Origin of the sequence: Croceimicrobium hydrocarbonivorans, from assembly GCF_014524565.1 — a bacterium.
GTDB lineage: Bacteria > Bacteroidota > Bacteroidia > Flavobacteriales > Schleiferiaceae > Croceimicrobium > Croceimicrobium hydrocarbonivorans.
Window position 1 is genome coordinate 2800129 of sequence record NZ_CP060139.1, and the last position, 17674, is coordinate 2817802.

The window sequence follows — 17674 nt, forward strand, 5'->3', positions numbered from 1 at the left end:
ATTAGATAAAATGGTATATCAACATCACCACCAGGGCCAGCCCCAGGGGAATGAGATTTCGTTTCACAATTTGTAGAGTAGAAACCCCGGCAATATCTGCCGTGGCAATAAGAACCCCGGCTACCGGCGACACGGTGCGGCCCATAGAGGCGGCCAGGTTCATGGGTAAAATCATTTGGCTGGCCTTCACTCCAAATTGCTTGGCGATTTCAGGCACCAGCGGGGCAAAAGCAAAAAAGGCGGCATTTCCACTGCCCATGAGCATGGAGGCCAGGAAGATCATTACGGTCATTACAATGCCCACTCCAATCGCCTCAAAGCCTAAGTTTTGGGAAGCGTAGAGCAAGCCATCAATAAAGCCCATGGCAATCAGACCCTGCGAGAAGATATCCGCCGCGATAATCAGGGTAACTACCGTCTTGAAAATATTGCCCATTCCATTCCAGAAGGTTTTCAAAGAATCGAGTACTGGCTTGAGTTTCCGCTGACGAATAAACTCGAATATCAAAGCGATGAACAAACTGATGAACATGGCCGTGGTAGTGTCCAGTACAATGGGTTTAGAAAAGATCTGAAAGAAGTCGCTAAATACCACTAGCAATATCAATGGCAATACCGGGATAAGAGCATAAATGCGCGGTGCCTTCTTTTCTTCAGCATCAGAATTACTTTCTGCAGATGCCGCAGTGTTTTCGGCTTCCTCCGGATTCTTGCGATCGAAATAACGGTTCACGAAATAATAGGCCACCGCCACAATCAAAGAGAGGGGGAGTACCAAGGGTATCTGATGACCGAGGAAAAATTCAATGCTATTGTCTTCCACCAGAGAAACGGCGCTGGCCGTAATCGCCGAGGCAGGACCAATTCCAAATGCAGTACAAGCGGTAATCACAGAAACTGCGGATAAGCGGCTTACCCCTAAATTCACCAAAATGGGGAAGATGGAAGCCATTAACAAGAGGCCCAGGCCTGCCGCTGAGGGAATGCAGACAAAGAGCAATTGCCCGATGGGAATCACTGCTGCTGCTGTAGCGTGTGGATGCTTTCTTAAGAGGGAAAGCGGTTTCATGGCGATGCGCACCAAAGCTTTGGAAGCGCCAATGGCATCAGAATAGGCCACAAAGCCACCGATCGACATAATCATCAGGCCCACCTTGGCATTGGTTCCGGCAAAGGATTCTTTAAGTAAACGGAAGAGATCCAGGCCTTTGGAGCCCGTGCTCTTCATGGGTTCGGGAACCGGGAATTGCAGAATTAAAGCCAGGGCCAGCATAAGCAAACCGGCAATTAATAAAACTGCATGTGGGTGATATTTACGCAGCAAGAGCCTGGCAACTACCACAATAAAAAGAAGGGCTAATATGGGGCCTAAGCTATTCAAGGTCGACTATTAAAATGGACTACCGTCAGTGCGAGTGCCAGGTGAAAAGAGCACAGGGAAATTAGCGCCATGTTGCTCGAAATCACCGGTAAGGTCCGGATTTCGGGTATAAGATTCGTTTGGATTATTGGAGAGCGGCTCAATGTCGAAGCTCAAAACCACCTCACCATTGGCATCCTTTAAAGTCATGATGTCACCCGCATTGTTGAGGTTTAAGTCTCCACTAGTTGAGGTTTGCACAATAGCGCCACCAAAATTGCCGGTAGGCGTTCCACCACCAAATACAACTATAGCTCCTCCCGCCGGTACGATGGTATTCGGAGGGAAGGTGTGATTTGGGGTTCCGGCCGTTAAATTTTCGGTATCAAAAATTTGGTAACCACTGAGGTCCGCCGCTTGCGAAGAAAGATTAACGAATTCGAGAAATTCATCTTCATTTTGGGCATAGCTGCCATCGCCATTGGCATCACCTTCTAAACCACTATTGGAAGGATCGTAAAGAATCTCATTTAAAATGATTTGCGATTCCAGGGGCACATCATCATCCTCAATCGTAATGGTGATTCCGGCGGTAGTTCCTGCTGATCCACCTGAAATAGAGGCGATGCTCACTTCAATACTTTCGTTGCCTTCTTGTAAGGTGTCTTGCACAGCAGTAATCAGAATAGAAGCAGAGAGGCTTCCTGCTGGAATACTGATTTCGGTATCACTCAAGAGATAGTCTACTCCATCACCAAAAGCAGTGCCTCCGAATAGCAAGCTAACATTGACATCTTGGCTAGTGGTGGCGGCCAAAGTAGCGCTCAGATTTATACTTCCATTAGCTTCAATCATGCTTGGCATATCGGCCGAGAGAGCCACTGCCGGACCGGTATAAGGAGCAGGTCCATCAACATCATCAGTAGCGCAGGAGCTTAATCCAAGGATCAGCGTAGAAAGGCCCAGGCCTGCAAATTTTATAAGGCGCATAGCTTCAAATTAAAATGAAAATGGGGAGCGAAGCATTCCGCTCCCCAGGGGTTCTAGTGTTTAACGAATAATTGGCTGGCACTTTCGCCCTCGCCAAAGGCACGCAATAAATAGGTGCCAGGGGCCAGGCCTGAAATATTTAGTGCATTAGCTTGCTTAGTCTCCATCAGCAGCTGGCCGTTCAAGGTATAAAGTTCAATTTGATCAATCTGAACCGGAGATTTTACCTGGATTTGATCATGAGCAGGATTGGGGAAAATTTCCATTTGGAAGGCCTGATTTAATTCCTTCAAACCAATATCCTGATTGCTGATGTGAATGGTGTCGGTTCCACTAATTCCAGTGCCATCATTGGCAGTGGCAGTAACTACTACCGAGCCGTTTGAAACGGCAGTTAATAAACCGGTAGCGCTAATGGTGGCGATGCCATTTCCGGCGGGTACCGACCAACTTACAGTTGTGTCTGCTGCAAAATTGGGCATAACCATAGCCTCCATTTGAAGGGTGCCGGCTAAAGTGGTAATACTGTCTCCGCCCCCCTGGCCCTGAACATCAATGGAAGAAACCACAAAGTTGGTGTCGAATGGCGTGCCATCTACCCGGGTTCCGGGTGAAAACAATACCGAGAAATTATCATTATGCTGCTCGAAAGCACCAGTGATATCCGGATTACGGGTGTATGATTCATTGGGATTATTGGATAAGGCATCAGAATCAAAGGTTAATACTGTAGTGCCATTGGCATCTCTTATGGCAATCACCTCGCCGGAATTGTTGAGGTTTAAACCATCAGCGCTGGTGTCTGCAGATAATACTACAGCACCGCCAAAATTCCCCACTAAAGGTCCGGATCCAAATACCACGATTACCCCGTGTGGAGGTACCCAGGTATTGGCTGGGAAAACAAATTTTAAATTTCCAGAAGTGGTGTCGTCCCAAATTTGATAGCCACTGATATCAAAATTGGTACTGCTCGAATTGTAGAGTTCAATGAAGGCATCATCTTCCTGATCGTAGGTGCCATCGCCATTAGCGTCGCCATCCAGAGCATTGTTAGAAGGATCATAAAGCACTTCATTAATAACCAGCTGCGCCTGAGTTTGAATGCCCAGGAAGAGCAGGCAAGCAAGAGTAAATATTTTTCGCATAGTATAGAATTTAAGAGGTTTAGAATGAGACAGGGACATTCCTATCCATTTGATTTTTCGAAGGAATCCTAATATTGCCTACTTTTAGCATACCAATTATGGAATAATAAGCATACCAATATGGAGAGCCTTTTGGAGCGTTTGGAACGGAATTTCAGGGAGAAGTCGCGCAGGCATGCCAGTCTGAATAAGAATACCAAGCTCTACCAACGTTTGCATAATTTGCTGAAGGATGGGATTATCAATAATGAGATTCCTGCAGGTAGTACCCTGCCCGCCAGTCGGGTATTGGCAGACCGTTTGGCGATATCTCGCAGCACGGTAGTTAAGGCCTATGAGCTCTTGCGATTGGAAGGCTATACTGAATCCAAAGCAGGATCGGGAAATCAGGTGAAGCTATTACAGGAACCGCGCAGCCTGCCGGAAAAAGTGGAGATTGATGTACAGGCCTATCCCGAAATATCGAGAATGGGGCAATCCTTTCAAAAGAACGTAGGTCTTATAAACAGCACTGATGATAAGAGTTTGGCCTTTCGACCAGGCTTACCGCCACTGGATATATTCCCGGTTACGCAATGGAAGAACCTTTCCAATTTGTACTGGCGGCACATTAAATCTTCGGCTTTATCCTATTCACCTTCTTCAGGGATTGATCAGCTTAAAAGCAATATCGCCAGCTATCTCAACTTAAGTAGACGCATTAAATGCGAGCCCCATCAGATTATTATCGTTTCGGGTTCTTTGCAGTCGCTGTATCTTTTGGGCTCCACCTTATTGAATCCTGGGGATGGCGTTATCATGGAAGAGCCAACTTTCCCTAATGTGCATTCCATTTTTAAGGGCTTGGGAGCCGATATTCAAGCTGTGCCTATTGATGATGCGGGAATTCAGGTAGAGGCAATGCCGGAGGGCAGGGAGGCAACAGCAATTAAATTGGTGCATAGTACTCCGTCTTGTCATTATCCCATTGGCACTCCCATGAGCCTGGAGCGCAAGCAGGACTTATTGGTCTGGGCTCGTCGCAATAAGGCGATAATTATTGAGAACGATTACGAGCATGAGGTGCATAATTATCGGGAATATCGACCTTCTATTTACAGCTTGGATACCGATCAACGCACGGTGTACCTGGGGACCTTTAATCGTTTATTACATCCTTCCATTCGGATTGGATACATGGTCTTGCCCGAGTATTTGCTACCTCCGGTAGAGGCGCTTTTAAAGCACTCGCATCGCTTTGTGCCGCCTTCCATTCAGGTGGTATTAAATCAATTTATTGAGAAGCATTATTTGCACAACCATATCCATAGCTTGATGCAGGTAGCGGATGAGCGCCTGGCACTTTTTACCGAGCAGTTTGAAAGCAATTTTAAGGGCAAGCTGCGGCAATTGGCCAATCCGGTTCCCAGTTTGCATACCCTGGCGCTATTACCAAATGGGGTAAAGGATACAGAAGTGGTGGCGCATTTTGCCCAACACAATATTGTGACCCATGCTTACAGTAAATGCTTTGTGAATAAGGAAAAACAGAATGGATTAATCTTAGGCTATTCCTCTGTGCGTAAGCCCATCATTCGCCGAAAGCTTAGTCAAATGGGAGCCTTATATACCAAGCTTTAAATTGGACTGCTAAAAATACTTTAATTGGACTGCTGTTTGGGGCTCTTTCGGCCGATATCTTAGCACTTCGAATTTCTCTATGCGACAAGTATTTTTACTATTCTGCTTACTAACAGGTCTTTGGGCCTGCGATAAAAATGAGGTAATCAGTCCACAAACCGCGCAGGGTTTGGAAGGTACCGGTTTGTACCATTTTAAGACCTACCCGAATTTGGCCGCAGGTGGACTGCCAGTTTATTACCATGTACCTGCCGATTTACCTGCCAATGCTCCGGTGCTTATAGTTTTCCATGGTAATGGTAGGGATGCAGAGTATAGTCGCGATCAACTCATCGCTAAAGCCAATCGCTTAAAGTTTGCATTAGTGGTGCCTGAGTTTTCTTCCGATGCTTATCCAGGAGGGGATAAATACAATTTGGGGAATATTTTTGAGGATGGAGACCATCCTTCCGAATCGACCTTAAATCCTAAAGAGGAGTGGACCTTTTCGGTGATTGAACCTCTCTTCGAAAACTTTAAAACGCGTACCGGTTTAAGAACCACTCAATTTGATGTATTTGGGCATTCTGCTGGCGCTCAAGTTGCCCATCGTTATTTATTTTTCTGGAATGATGCGCCGGTAAATCGCGTGGTTGCCGCAGCAGCGGGATGGTATACCCTTCCGGATACCAGTGTCCAATTTCCCTATGGTTTGGGAGCTAGTCCGGCTGAAAATGCAGACTTGTCTACTTTTTTTAGTCGGCCTTTAACCATTGTAATTGGCACCGCAGACAATGATCCTAATGCGGCAAGTTTAAGGCAAACTCCGCAGGCAAGAGCCCAAGGTAGCAATCGACTAGCACGTGCCCAATATTTCTATCAGCAGAGTATCCAGCAAGCCCAGGCTATCGCTTCGCCCTTTAGCTGGCAGTATCGTGAATTGCAAAATGTAGATCACGATTTTGAGGCGACCTCTGCCTTTGCGGCGGATCTTCTGTATTAAGTATAGCATTTCATGAACCTAGGTGAGTTAATGAAGAAGCGGGCCGGCTTGGTAGCGGGTCCCCTGGCTTTTATATTCCTTAATTATTTCTTCAAGGCTCCTCAATTGGAAGCTGAGGCTCAGGCGGTTTTAGCTTGCAGTGCCTGGATTGCCATTTGGTGGATTACCGAAGCAATTGCTATTTCGGCCACGGCCTTATTACCCATTGTGCTTTTTCCTTTGAGTGGCGCCATGCCCTTAAAGGAGGCGGTAGGCGGCTATAGTCATCCCTATATTTTTCTCTTTATCGGCGGCTTCGTTTTGGCCTTATCCATGGAGAAATGGAATTTACATCGCCGTTTGGCCTTGATGATTATTAAAGCGATTGGCAGCAGTCCACCTCGAATTATATTGGGCTTTATGTTGGCCACTGCTTTTTTGAGTATGTGGATTTCCAATACGGCGACCACCGTAATGATGTTGCCTATTGGTTTGGCGATCATTCGCTTGTCTAGCGATCAGAATGATTTTAGCAAGGCCTTAATGTTGGCCATTGCCTATAGTGCTTCGATCGGAGGAATAGCCACCATTATTGGAACGCCTCCTAATTTGATATTAGCGGGGGTATTAGAAGAAACTTATGGAGTGGAACTTAGCTTTATGAAATGGTTTGTTTTTGGACTTCCCTTCGCTTTGATTTTGCTCTTTATCACATGGTATTACATCAGTTATAAGGCCTTTCGCTTAAAGGATCTGAATTTAAGTGGGGTGAGTGAAAATGTGGAGGAGCAAATTCAAGCTTTGGGGCCATTGAGCGCTCCCGAGATACGCATCTTGATCATATTTGGATTAACGGCTTTCGCTTGGATTAGTAGATCCTTTTTGTTACAACAGTGGATTCCCGCTTTGGATGATGCCATAATAGCCATCGTAGCAGCCCTGATTTTGTTTATCGTTCCGTCAAAAATGGGCGCTGGTCCCATCATGGACTGGGAGGATATGAGAGGCCTCCCCTGGGGTGTCTTATTATTATTTGGAGGGGGAATATCCCTGGCCATAGGCTTTGCCCGTAGTGGCTTAGCCGATTGGCTGGGGCATCAGCTCAGTAGTTTGGAAGGAACCGGCTTTTTAATGCTACTCTTAATTTTGGTCGTATCGGTAAACTTCTTAACGGAGATTACTTCCAATTTAGCTACCACTTCAGTCGTGTTACCCATATTAGCGCCTTTGGCCTTAAGCCTCGACTTGCATCCTTTTAGCTTGATGGTAGCGGTAGCTATCGCTGCTTCCTGTGCTTTTATGCTTCCGGTAGCCACACCACCCAATGCCCTCGTTTTTGGCAGTGGCGTGATTCAATTAAAGGACATGCTGCGCACCGGTATTTGGCTTAACCTGCTATCGGCTTTCTTGCTGATCTTCTTTGTTTATTTCATCTTACCCTGGTTCTGGGGTTTTGATCCTGGAGTGCATCCTGAAAATTTCGGTTGAATTGCAATTTCAACCTAGCTTCGATCTTATTTTGGAACTGCCTACTCTATACATCCTAGATCGAATTTGTAATTCGATCTTATCTAAATCACCCCTTCCTTGACTAAGGCTTTATACTCCTCATCACTAAAGAGCCTGGACCGAATTATAAACCTTTCTCCATAAGGGATTTCCAAAGAAAAGCTGGAGCCCCGGCCGCGGGTGCTGTCTAAGGTGAGGTGGGTATGCTTCCAATACTCATATTGGTCTCGCGACATGTAAAAGGGATGTTCCAGGATATGCCCGAGCAAGACATCGCTTTCGCCGATTTTAAATTCACCGCGCTCAAAGCACATGGGAGCGGAGCCATCACAGCAGCCACCACTTTGATGAAACATTAAATCACCATACTGCGCTTCGAGTTTATGAATGAGGTCTAAAGCCGCTTCTGTAGCACCAATGCGTTCAATTTTCATAAGCTGTTTTTTTGAAATGAAAAGCCCCGACACAGGCGGTCGGGGCCAGTATGAAAATGGCTATCTACTAAAAGAAGCCCAGTTTATTCTTGTCGTAAGAAATCAACATATTCTTGGTTTGGCGATAGTGATTCAGCATCATTTTATGCGTTTCACGACCAAAGCCTGATTTCTTATAACCACCAAAGGGTGCATGGGCAGGATAGGCATGGTAGCAGTTTACCCAAACCCGACCGGCTTTAATCTCACGGGGTAGTTTGTAGATCTCATGCGCATCGCGAGTCCAAACGCCAGCTCCTAAACCATATAGGGTATCATTGGCGATTTCAATCGCTTCTTCCATGGTTTTAAAGGTGGTTACTGAGGTTACAGGACCAAAGATCTCTTCCTGGAAAACTCGCATTTTATTGTGGCCTTTCAAGATGGTAGGCTGAATGTAATAGCCTTCTTCCAAACCTGAATTAAGATTGGCGGCAGCTCCTCCGCAAAGCACCTCGGCACCTTCTTGCTTGCCAATTTCGATATAGGAAAGGATTTTCTCGTACTGATCATTGGAAGCTTGAGCACCCATCATGGTATCTTCCGCTAAGGGATGGCCCATTTTAATCGCTTTGGTACGAGCTACCACGCGCTCCATAAATTTGTCATAGATGTCTTCGTGCACCAAAATCCGTGAGGGACAAGTACATACTTCCCCTTGGTTTAAGGCAAACATCACTGCGCCTTCCACACATTTATCGAAGAAGGCATCATCGGCATCGGCAATGCTTTTCATGAAGATATTAGGTGATTTACCTCCTAATTCCATGGTAACCGGAATTAGGTTTTCAGAGGCATATTGCATGATCAAACGACCGGTAGTAGTTTCACCAGTAAAGGCCACTTTGGCTACTCGTGGGGAGGTGGCGAGGGGTTTTCCGGCTTCAGGACCAAAGCCGCTTACCACATTAATTACCCCGGCAGGAACTACCTCGGCAATTAATTCCATTAAAACCATAATGCTGGTAGGAGTTTGCTCAGCAGGCTTTACTACGGTAGTACATCCGGCTGCCAAAGCAGGGGCAATTTTCCAGGTAGCCATTAAAAGCGGGAAGTTCCAAGGGATAATCTGACCTACCACTCCCAAGGGCTCCTGCAGGTTAATGCTGACCGTATTTTCATCATGCTCCGACATGGTGCTTTCATCGGCACGTATAACGCCGGCGAAATAGCGGAAGTGATCAATACAAAGGGGGATGTCGGCAGCACGGGTTTCGCGTAAAGCTTTACCATTGTCCAGGGTTTCTACCCGCGCCAATAATTCGGCATTGGCCTCCAAAATGTCGGCAATCTTTAAAAGGGTATTGCTACGCTCAATAGCGCTGGCCTTACTCCAGGTGGCAAAAGCCTTGTGGGCAGCATCCAGAGCGAGCTCAATATCCTGCGCATTTCCTTGGGCGGCATGGGAGAGAACTTTACCGTCAACCGGACTAATATTTTCAAAATAGGCACCGCTGCTAGGCTTTATCCACTCACCACCAATAAAGTGATTGTACTGATTTTTAATTTGGGGGCGCTCCACCGCTTGGTGTGGCGTATTCATTACATCCATGTTCAATGTTTTTTTGATTAGACCCTCTCAAAGTCAAAACATTAAAACAGATTCAATTTGCTGCGCGTCCCTTTCAATTTGCTCAAAGTCTAAAATTGAAAGCCTTTTTGTCTGCGTCTATACTTTTTTGCTCTGCGTCTAAAATGCTTGAGCTACAGTTAATTATTGTAGATTTGACAGTATAGCTAAAGGAAGAATTTTATGCCGAACTATTTGCAGCAGCCTTCGCTAACCCAGTCGCGGGATTTAAAGAGCTTGGTCGAGAACCGCACCACTTACAGCCACAATCAATTTGAATTAAATGTCTTTGAAACACATTTAAAGGCGCATGAGGTGGAGTTGCAGTTTCAAGACTTTGTTTTTACCTCCATGTTTAGAGGGAAGAAGGTGATGCATTTAGAAGGTAAAGGCGCATTTGATTATCTACCAGGTGAATCGGTAATCATCGCACCCGGTGAAAAAATGGTCATCGACTTTCCTGAAGCCTGTGAGGAGAATCCCACCCAATGCCTGGCAATTGAAATTGGTGATGATCTGATTTCAAAAACTGCAGATCTTCTCAATGAGAAATTCAATAAACCCCAGGCTTGTGGCGATTGGAGTTTAGATATGAAAATCCATCATCTTTTAAATGGTGAGGATTTAGCCAATGCCCTCAATCGATTGGTACATCTTTCCGTTAATGAGCAGGCCAAGCTTAAAGATGCCTTGCTGGATTTAGCCATGCAGGAAATGATCATCCGATTAATGCAAACTCAGGCTCGTAGCTTATTGATCCGCGATTATAAGCGTAGTTCGGTATCTAATCCTATGTCTGCGGCTGTGGAGTACCTGTCTCAACATCTCACCGAAAGTATTGCCATGAAGGATATCGCCGCGAAGGCCTGCATGAGTCGCGCGAAATTCTTTGCCAAGTTTAAAGAGATGTATGGCGAAACTCCCGCCCGCTTCTTACAGCGTTTACGATTGGAAAAGGCCCGCCAATTACTCCTTAATACCGAAGCCAGCATTAGTGAAGTAGCGATGAGTTGCGGTTTTGAGAATCTATCCCATTTTACTACCGCCTTTAAAAAGGAAACCGGCCAAACTCCTGGCCAGTACCGCAAAGTCGATTGGGCTTCTTAATCAAATTTACATTCTGCATCTAGCTTGAATTTGTAACTAGCTTGAATTTGCAATTCAAGCTAAAGCCATTGTCGGTCGAATTGCAAATTCGACCTAGGCACTTTCTATTATTGCGGCATCATCTAGTCTAGCATCTAAAATCTACCGTCTATCGTCTCAATATTTAATCATTTGATTAAATCTCTTGTTTAATTCCTTTTTTCTGCTTTACATTTGCCTAAGATTTAAGGTAATGGCCCCCAAAACGGACGAAAGCACAGAGTTGAAAATCAAGGAAGCAGCACGAAAGGTATTCCATAGCAAGGGATTTGCCGGGGCCAAAACGCGAGATATCGCAGAGGAAGCAGGTATCAACCTAGCGCTCTTGAATTACTATTTCCGCTCCAAGCAAAAGCTTTTTGAAATCATCATGCTCGAGTCCATGCAGCAGTTTATGCATTCGATGTCGGGTGTGTTTAATGATACCGATTCGACTTTTGAAGAAAAGCTGGAGCTGATTGCCGAGCGCTATTTGAATCTCTTTAGTCAGGAACCCGATCTCCCCATTTTTATGCTTACCGAATTAAGGCAGGGCCAAGGGGCGGAGGTTATTAAGCATATCAATCTAAGATCCATTTTATTGGAATCGTATTTCGTAAAGCAGTACGCGGAGCTGCAAGGCCAAGGCAAAATTGGGCCCATGCCTTTCCTGCAATTTGTACTCAATTTAATGTCGTTCTGCGTCTTTCCTTTTATGGCGGCGCCCATCATTAAGCATATTGGTGGATTAAAGGATGCAGACTTTGCAGCTATGGTGGAAGAGCGAAAGCGCTTGATTCCGATTTGGGTGCAAAGTATGCTGCGGGCCGACTAATATTTTTTTGACTGTAGATTAAACAAATGATTAAATCAAAATACTAAGATGAATCGAAAAGTGAAGATTAGTTATTGGGGGCTTCTGCTCTTTTTGCTGTCGATTGGACTGCAAGGGCAGACCTTGTCGCTTGATTCCTGTTTGCAGTGGGCGCGGCAAAATTATCCCTCCATCAAACAATTGGATTTAATAGCCCAGTCGGAGAACTATTCCGTTTCCAATGTGCGCAAGGCTTATTTGCCCCAATTTCAGTTGGCGGGTCAGGCGACCTATCAGTCGGATGTAACTTCCTTACCGATACAGATTCCCAATATGAATATCCCTGAATTGAGCAAAGATCAGTATCGGGTATACGGGGAGCTCAATCAATCCTTAACTGCGCTTTTTACAACTTCAGGCAAGGAAGATTTAACCCGCGCCCAAATGGCTGTTCAGGATAAGCAAGTACAAGTGGAGCTTTATAAAATTCGGGAGCGGGTAATTCAATTGTATTTCGGGATCATGCTTTTAGAAATTCAGGAGGATCAATTGCAATTGACTCGATCTGATTTGGAGGCCAGACAAAAGGAAATGCAAGCCGCATTGGATAATGGAATAATCACTTCCGTGGATTTGGCGCAAATCAAGGCGGAAATGCTAAAGTTGGATCAGAAGCAATTTGACTTGCGGTCTATGGACAAGGCTTACCGCGCTATGTTTAGCCAGATGATTGGTCGCTCCGCCCAAAATGCTCAGTTCGAAAAACCGGGCAACCGCGAGCAAGCAGTGGAGATTAATCGTCCCGAACTGCAATTGTTTAGTCAGCAGCAAAGGGCAATCGATTTACAAAGGGATTTGGTGGATCAGCAAAAGCTTCCCCAAATCAGTTTGTTCTTCCAGGGTGGTTATGGTCGCCCTGCTTTAAATATGCTGAACAATGATTTTGATCTCTATTATATCGGTGGACTGCGCTTGCAATGGAACTTCAGTAGCTTTTATACTGCCGGCAATCAAAAGAAAATTCTAAAGCTAGAGCAATCAAAGGTTTCTGCTCAGCAAGAGAGCTTTGTGTACCAAACTCAATTGCAATTGGCCCAAGAGCTGGCCGATTTGGAGCGTCTGGATTCGGTGATGAGCAAGGATCTAAGTCTGCTGGAATTACAAGAAGAAATTCTGGAATCCAGTGCCGTACAATTAAAGGAAGGTACCCTGCAAACCAGTGAGTATTTACGTCGCTTGAATAATGTGAGTCGTACTCGTCAGGATTTGGAGCTTCATCGCCTGCAAAGGCTGATGGCCGAATATCAATATGCCAACACTCAGGGAAACTAAAACAAGAATCTTAAGCCATGAAAAAAATAACACTCTTTATCGCCAGCCTCTTCCTATTCACGAATTGCAGTAATTCGAAGGCCGAATTTGATGCTACCGGAAATTTTGAAGCCGATGAAATCATTGTTTCTTCCGAGGCCAATGGCGAAATTCAGAAATGGGAATTGCAGGAAGGTAGCTCTGTTACAGAAGGACAGGTATTAGCATTGATAGACACCACCGCTTTGCATTTACAGAAAAGGCAGTTAATGGCTCAAATCGCGGTGGCCGAGTCGCATACCCAAGGCGTAGCACAGCAAACCGCCGCCTTACGAGCCACCCTTGGCAATCTATACTATGAAGAAAAACGCCTGAAGAAATTATTGGCAGCAAATGCCGCTACCCGCAAGCAAATAGATGATATTAATTTTCAGATAATTCATACCAAGGAACAGTTGGTAGCCCTGCAGAATAAACTGGAGGATGCCAATGAATCGGTTCGTCGGGAGGTAAGAGCTCTGGAATTACAAATTGAGCAGATTGATTTGAAGATTGATAAAGCCGTGGTTCAAAGTCCTATTGCTGGTCGAATCCTACAGACCTATAGCTTTAAAGGGGAATTGGCGGCAGCCGGAAAGCCTCTGTTTAAAGTGGCGGCTCTCGATCCTATTTACCTGCGTGCTTATGTGAGTGGTGATCAACTGGCGCAAATCAAATTGGATATGCCGGTGCAAGTTTTAACGGATAATGGGGATGGCGATATGCATCAGGCAGAAGGACGGATTAGCTGGATTAGCGATCAGTCGGAATTTACCCCTAAGAGTATCCAAACCAAAGATGAAAGAGCCAATCGGGTATATGCCATTAAAGTGCGCGTGCCGAATGACGGTCGCTATAAAATTGGCATGTACGGCGAAGTAAATTGGACTGACTAATGGAAGTGCGCGTAGAACATATTTCCAAGCGCTATCAGAAACCGGAAGTTCAGGCCTTAAAGGATATTTCCTTCGAAGTAGAGAAAGGCGAGCTCTTTGGTTTGATTGGTCCGGATGGAGCAGGGAAAAGTACCCTCTTTCGTATCCTTACCACCTTATTACTTCCGGATGAAGGTCAGGCTGAAGTGGCGGGTTTTGATGTACGGAAAGATTTGCGAGCCCTGCGAAGTGCGGTAGGTTATATGCCTGGTAGATTCTCCTTATATCAAGATTTAAGCATCGAAGAGAATCTACGTTTTTTCGCCACTCTTTTCGGAACCACCATTGAGGCTAATTACGATTTAATCAAGGATATCTACGTTCAGATTGAGCCTTTTAAAGATCGCAGGGCCGGGCAATTGTCAGGAGGGATGAAACAGAAGTTGGCCCTTTGCTGTGCTTTGATTCATCGACCTAAAGTCTTGTTTTTAGATGAGCCTACCACCGGGGTGGATGCCGTTTCCCGTAAGGAGTTTTGGCAAATGCTAAAGGGGCTTCAAGCCGAAGGGATAAGCATTTTGGTTTCTACCCCTTATATGGATGAAGCCAGTTTATGCGACCGGATTGCGCTTATTCAAGAAGGGCAAATATTGAGTATCGATCAGCCGAAAGGCTTACAAGAGAAATATCCACGGCCCTTATTTGCTTTGCGGGCTCAGGGCATGAATCAGCTTTTGGATAGCCTGCGTGATAAGCCTGAACTGGCTTCGGTTTATGCCTTTGGTGAATATCATCACCTGAGTTTTAAAGAACAGAGTCCACAAGGAATGGAAGCTTTATTGGCAGATTTGAGGGATCAGGGCTTTCAGGATCTCGAAGCGCATAGCATTGAGGCCGGGGTGGAAGACTGCTTTATTGAACTAATGCAAAAGAGCGATGGAAGTAGTAATTAAAGCCGAAAAGCTCAGCAAGGCCTTTGGGGATTTCATTGCTACCAATGCTATTTCCTTCGAGGTGTATAAAGGCGAAATATTTGGCTTTTTAGGGGCCAATGGTGCTGGGAAGACCACCGCTATTCGCATGCTCTGTGGTTTATCTAAACCCAGTTCTGGAGAAGCCACTATTGCTGGATTTGACATTTATCGGGAAACCGAATCCATCAAAAAGAACATTGGCTATATGAGTCAGAAGTTCTCGCTTTATGAGGATTTGACGGTGGCCGAAAACCTTCGCTTTTACGGTGGAATTTATGGCTTGGGCCGAAAGGAATTGAAGGAGGCTTCGGAGGCTGTTATTAAAAATCTGGGCCTGGAGCAGGAGCGCAAAAAGTTGGTGTCCTCCTTACCTCTGGGATGGAAACAAAAGCTGGCTTTCTCGGTGGCCATTATGCATGAGCCTAAATTGGTTTTTCTGGATGAACCTACCGGAGGAGTAGATCCGGTTACGCGTCGACAGTTTTGGGATTTAATTCATCAGGCTGCAGCCCGAGGGATTACCGTTTTTGTTACCACACATTATATGGATGAAGCGGAGTACTGCGATCGAATTTCCATGATGGTAGATGGTGAAATGAAGGCCCTGGATACGCCCCGTAATTTGAAAAAGCAATTTGGGGTAGATAGCATGGATGCGGTGTTTTACGAAATGGCCCGAGGGGCGAAAAGATCCGATTAAGATGAAGCAGTTTAACATATTCATCCGCAAGGAATTCTGGCATGTGTTCCGCGATCCTAAGACGATGCTCTTGCTCTTCGGAATGCCCATTGCTCAAATTGTGCTCTTTGGCTTTGCCCTCACCAATGAAATTAAGAATGTAAACATTGCTATAGTAGATCAGTCGGGCGATTGGGCCGCTCAGGAGCTTATTCAAAAAATTCAGGCCAATCGAAGTTTTTCTCAGGGATTGCTATTGAATAGTGAGGCTGAGGTGGAGGAAGCCTTTCGTCGGGGTAAGGTTAAAGTAGCGGTTTTGATCCCGCCAAATTTTGGTTTAGATCGCCGTCGGCCGGAAGGCAGTCAGATTCAGATTATTGCCGATGCCTCGGATCCAAATACAGCCACCACCTTAACGAATTATGCCACTGTCATTATTCAGGATTATCAAAAATCGGATCTACTGCCTGGTCAAGGGCCCTTGCAGATTGAAACCCAAACCAGGATGATTTACAATCCCGAATTGAAGGGAGCTACCAATTTTGTGCCGGGGGTAATGGCATTGGTGCTCTTCCTAGTAGGGGTATTAATGACCTCTGTAAGCATTGTGCGCGAGAAGGAAACCGGTACTATGGAAGTGCTGCTGGTTTCACCCTTTAATCCCATCTTGGTGATCAGCGCCAAAGCAGTGCCCTATTTCTTTTTATCGCTGGTAAACCTCACGGTAATATTGATTTTAAGTGTGCTGCTGATGGATATGGAGATCGCCGGAAGTTTAGGCCTGCTCTACCTTTCCAGCGCGCTTTTAATATTGACGGCCCTTTCACTGGGTTTGCTTATATCCAATTCAACCGCCTCGCAACAAACAGCCATGCTCATTTCCTTAATGGCGATGTTGCTGCCCACCGTAATGTTAACCGGATTTATGTTTCCCCTGGAAAATATGCCCTGGCCTTTACAGGTGATTTCCAATATCGTGCCTTCTAAATGGTATTACATCATTGTGCAGGCGATTATGATAAAGGGGCAAGGCTTGGCGTCTGTCTGGCGAGAGATGTTGGTTTTAATGGGGATGACTACCGTCTTTCTCACCCTGAGTATCCGCAAATTTAAAACCCGACTGGCATGAGAATTTTGAAGTTTCTCTTACAAAAGGAGTTTAAGCAGATTTTTCGCAATCGCAGTATTCTGGCGATGATCTTGATGATGCCGGTTGTGCAATTGCTGATCATGCCTTTGGCGGCGGATTATGAAATTAAGAACATCCATATCGCCCTGGTGGATCTCGATAAAAGTCCCTATGCGGAAGATTTACAAGAGGCCATATTAGCATCCGGCTATTTTATAAGTGTGGGTGATTTTAACAGCTTCGAAGAGGCTAATCAAGCATTTGAAAAAGGAACGGCGGATCTCATTCTCGAAATTCCCGCACATTTTGAGAAGGAGATTTTAGACTTTAAGAAGACTTCTCTAAACATATCAGCCAATGCTATTAATGGCGTGAAAGCCACCGTGGGGAGTGCATATCTCAATCAGGTGATAAATCGTTTTGCCCAAAAATTACAGGCTAATATATCAGGTGGTATTCAGGTGGAAAGCCTGAATTGGTATAATCCCTTTTTAAATTATCAGGCCTTTATGGTTCCTGGTATTTTGGTGCTTTTGGTAACCATGGTGGGAGTCTATATGACCTCCCTAAATATTGTAAAGGAAAAAGAGGTGGGAACCATTGAGCAGATCAATGTGAGCCCGATTAAGAAATACCATTTCATTTTGGGTAAGCTTATTCCTTTCTTGATCATTGGCTTCTTTGTTTTTAGTTTGGGCCTTTTTGGCGTAGCTCGATTGGTCTATGGCATTGTGCCCATCGGTTCCATATTAGCTTTATATAGCTTCTTATTTCTGTATTTGATAGCCGTTTTGGGGATTGGGATGATGCTTTCTACTTATGCGGAAACCCAGCAGCAAGCCATGTCTTTGGCCTTCTTCATAATGATGATATTCATCTTGATGGGAGGCTTATTTACGGCAATCGAAAGCATGCCCGAATGGGCCCAATGGGTAGCGGCTTTAAATCCGGTTACCTATTTTATTGAGGTGGTGCGTTTGGTGGTTTTAAAGGGTTCTGGCTTCAAAGATTTGCTGCCTCAGTTTGGGATTATTGCACTAATGGCTTTGATCTCTAATTCCTGGGCGATTTTAAATTATCGGAAAACTACTTAGGCC

At 45.2% G+C, this 17674-nt stretch carries 16 protein-coding genes; 11 read left to right on the forward strand and 5 right to left on the reverse strand.

The window, feature by feature from the left end; all coding sequences use genetic code 11:
- Position 1: 1 nt before the first annotated feature.
- From dcuC to H4K34_RS12720, 3 genes are read right to left on the reverse strand one after another with little or no spacing between them, the layout of a single operon-like run.
- The gene (dcuC, locus tag H4K34_RS12710; RefSeq protein WP_210757761.1) at positions 2–1381 is read right to left on the reverse strand and encodes a C4-dicarboxylate transporter DcuC; all 1380 of its coding nucleotides are present in this window, start codon (positions 1379–1381) and stop codon (positions 2–4) included.
- 9 nt (positions 1382–1390) lie between these two features.
- Entirely contained in the window at positions 1391–2350 is a 960-nt protein-coding gene (locus tag H4K34_RS12715) for a lamin tail domain-containing protein (RefSeq protein WP_210757762.1), read from the reverse strand.
- Between the two features lie 53 nt (positions 2351–2403).
- Entirely contained in the window at positions 2404–3498 is a 1095-nt protein-coding gene (locus tag H4K34_RS12720; protein WP_210757763.1) for a lamin tail domain-containing protein, read from the reverse strand.
- A gap of 120 nt (positions 3499–3618) precedes the next feature.
- On the opposite strand from H4K34_RS12720, the gene pdxR reads away from it, so the two are divergent.
- The 3 genes from pdxR to H4K34_RS12735 all read left to right on the forward strand — a co-directional run bounded on the left by pdxR (position 3619) and on the right by H4K34_RS12735 (position 7567).
- A complete protein-coding gene (pdxR, locus tag H4K34_RS12725) occupies positions 3619–5118 on the forward strand; it encodes a MocR-like pyridoxine biosynthesis transcription factor PdxR (protein ID WP_210757764.1) in 1500 nt (499 codons plus the stop codon).
- A gap of 79 nt (positions 5119–5197) precedes the next feature.
- Positions 5198–6100, forward strand: a complete 903-nt coding sequence (locus H4K34_RS12730; RefSeq protein ID WP_210757765.1) for an alpha/beta fold hydrolase — start codon at positions 5198–5200, stop codon at positions 6098–6100.
- A gap of 12 nt (positions 6101–6112) precedes the next feature.
- Complete coding sequence (locus H4K34_RS12735; RefSeq protein ID WP_210757766.1) at positions 6113–7567, forward strand: SLC13 family permease; 1455 nt, start codon at positions 6113–6115, stop codon at positions 7565–7567.
- A gap of 83 nt (positions 7568–7650) precedes the next feature.
- Here H4K34_RS12735 and H4K34_RS12740 read toward each other — a convergent pair whose 3' ends face one another.
- Together H4K34_RS12740 and H4K34_RS12745 are read right to left on the reverse strand one after the other, a co-directional pair.
- Positions 7651–8022, reverse strand: coding sequence for a DUF779 domain-containing protein (locus tag H4K34_RS12740; protein ID WP_210757767.1), 372 nt, complete (start codon positions 8020–8022; stop codon positions 7651–7653).
- A 67-nt stretch (positions 8023–8089) separates the two neighbouring features.
- The gene (locus H4K34_RS12745; RefSeq protein ID WP_210757768.1) at positions 8090–9604 is read right to left on the reverse strand and encodes an aldehyde dehydrogenase family protein; all 1515 of its coding nucleotides are present in this window, start codon (positions 9602–9604) and stop codon (positions 8090–8092) included.
- A gap of 210 nt (positions 9605–9814) precedes the next feature.
- Between H4K34_RS12745 and H4K34_RS12750 the strand changes: the two genes are divergently transcribed.
- From H4K34_RS12750 to H4K34_RS12785, 8 genes are all read left to right on the forward strand, one after another.
- Complete coding sequence (locus H4K34_RS12750) at positions 9815–10738, forward strand: AraC family transcriptional regulator (protein WP_210757769.1); 924 nt, start codon at positions 9815–9817, stop codon at positions 10736–10738.
- A gap of 232 nt (positions 10739–10970) precedes the next feature.
- Complete coding sequence (locus tag H4K34_RS12755) at positions 10971–11591, forward strand: TetR/AcrR family transcriptional regulator (protein ID WP_210757770.1); 621 nt, start codon at positions 10971–10973, stop codon at positions 11589–11591.
- A 48-nt stretch (positions 11592–11639) separates the two neighbouring features.
- Positions 11640–12902 carry a TolC family protein gene (locus H4K34_RS12760; RefSeq protein ID WP_210757771.1) on the forward strand — a complete coding sequence of 421 codons (1263 nt, stop codon included), beginning with the start codon at positions 11640–11642 and terminating at the stop codon, positions 12900–12902.
- Between the two features lie 17 nt (positions 12903–12919).
- Positions 12920–13816 (forward strand): HlyD family secretion protein, encoded by an 897-nt coding sequence (locus tag H4K34_RS12765; protein ID WP_210757772.1) that lies wholly within the window; start codon positions 12920–12922, stop codon positions 13814–13816.
- Positions 13816–14748 (forward strand): ABC transporter ATP-binding protein, encoded by a 933-nt coding sequence (locus H4K34_RS12770; protein WP_210757773.1) that lies wholly within the window; start codon positions 13816–13818, stop codon positions 14746–14748. Before H4K34_RS12765 ends, H4K34_RS12770 begins: the two co-directional genes overlap by 1 nt.
- Positions 14732–15469: an ABC transporter ATP-binding protein gene (locus H4K34_RS12775; protein WP_210757774.1), complete on the forward strand. Its 738-nt coding sequence runs from the start codon at positions 14732–14734 to the stop codon at positions 15467–15469. Before H4K34_RS12770 ends, H4K34_RS12775 begins: the two co-directional genes overlap by 17 nt.
- Before the next feature lies 1 nt (position 15470).
- Positions 15471–16577, forward strand: a complete 1107-nt coding sequence (locus H4K34_RS12780) for an ABC transporter permease (protein ID WP_210757775.1) — start codon at positions 15471–15473, stop codon at positions 16575–16577.
- A complete protein-coding gene (locus H4K34_RS12785; protein WP_210757776.1) occupies positions 16574–17671 on the forward strand; it encodes an ABC transporter permease in 1098 nt (365 codons plus the stop codon). The genes H4K34_RS12780 and H4K34_RS12785 overlap by 4 nt, the downstream gene beginning before the upstream one ends.
- Positions 17672–17674 lie beyond the last annotated feature (3 nt).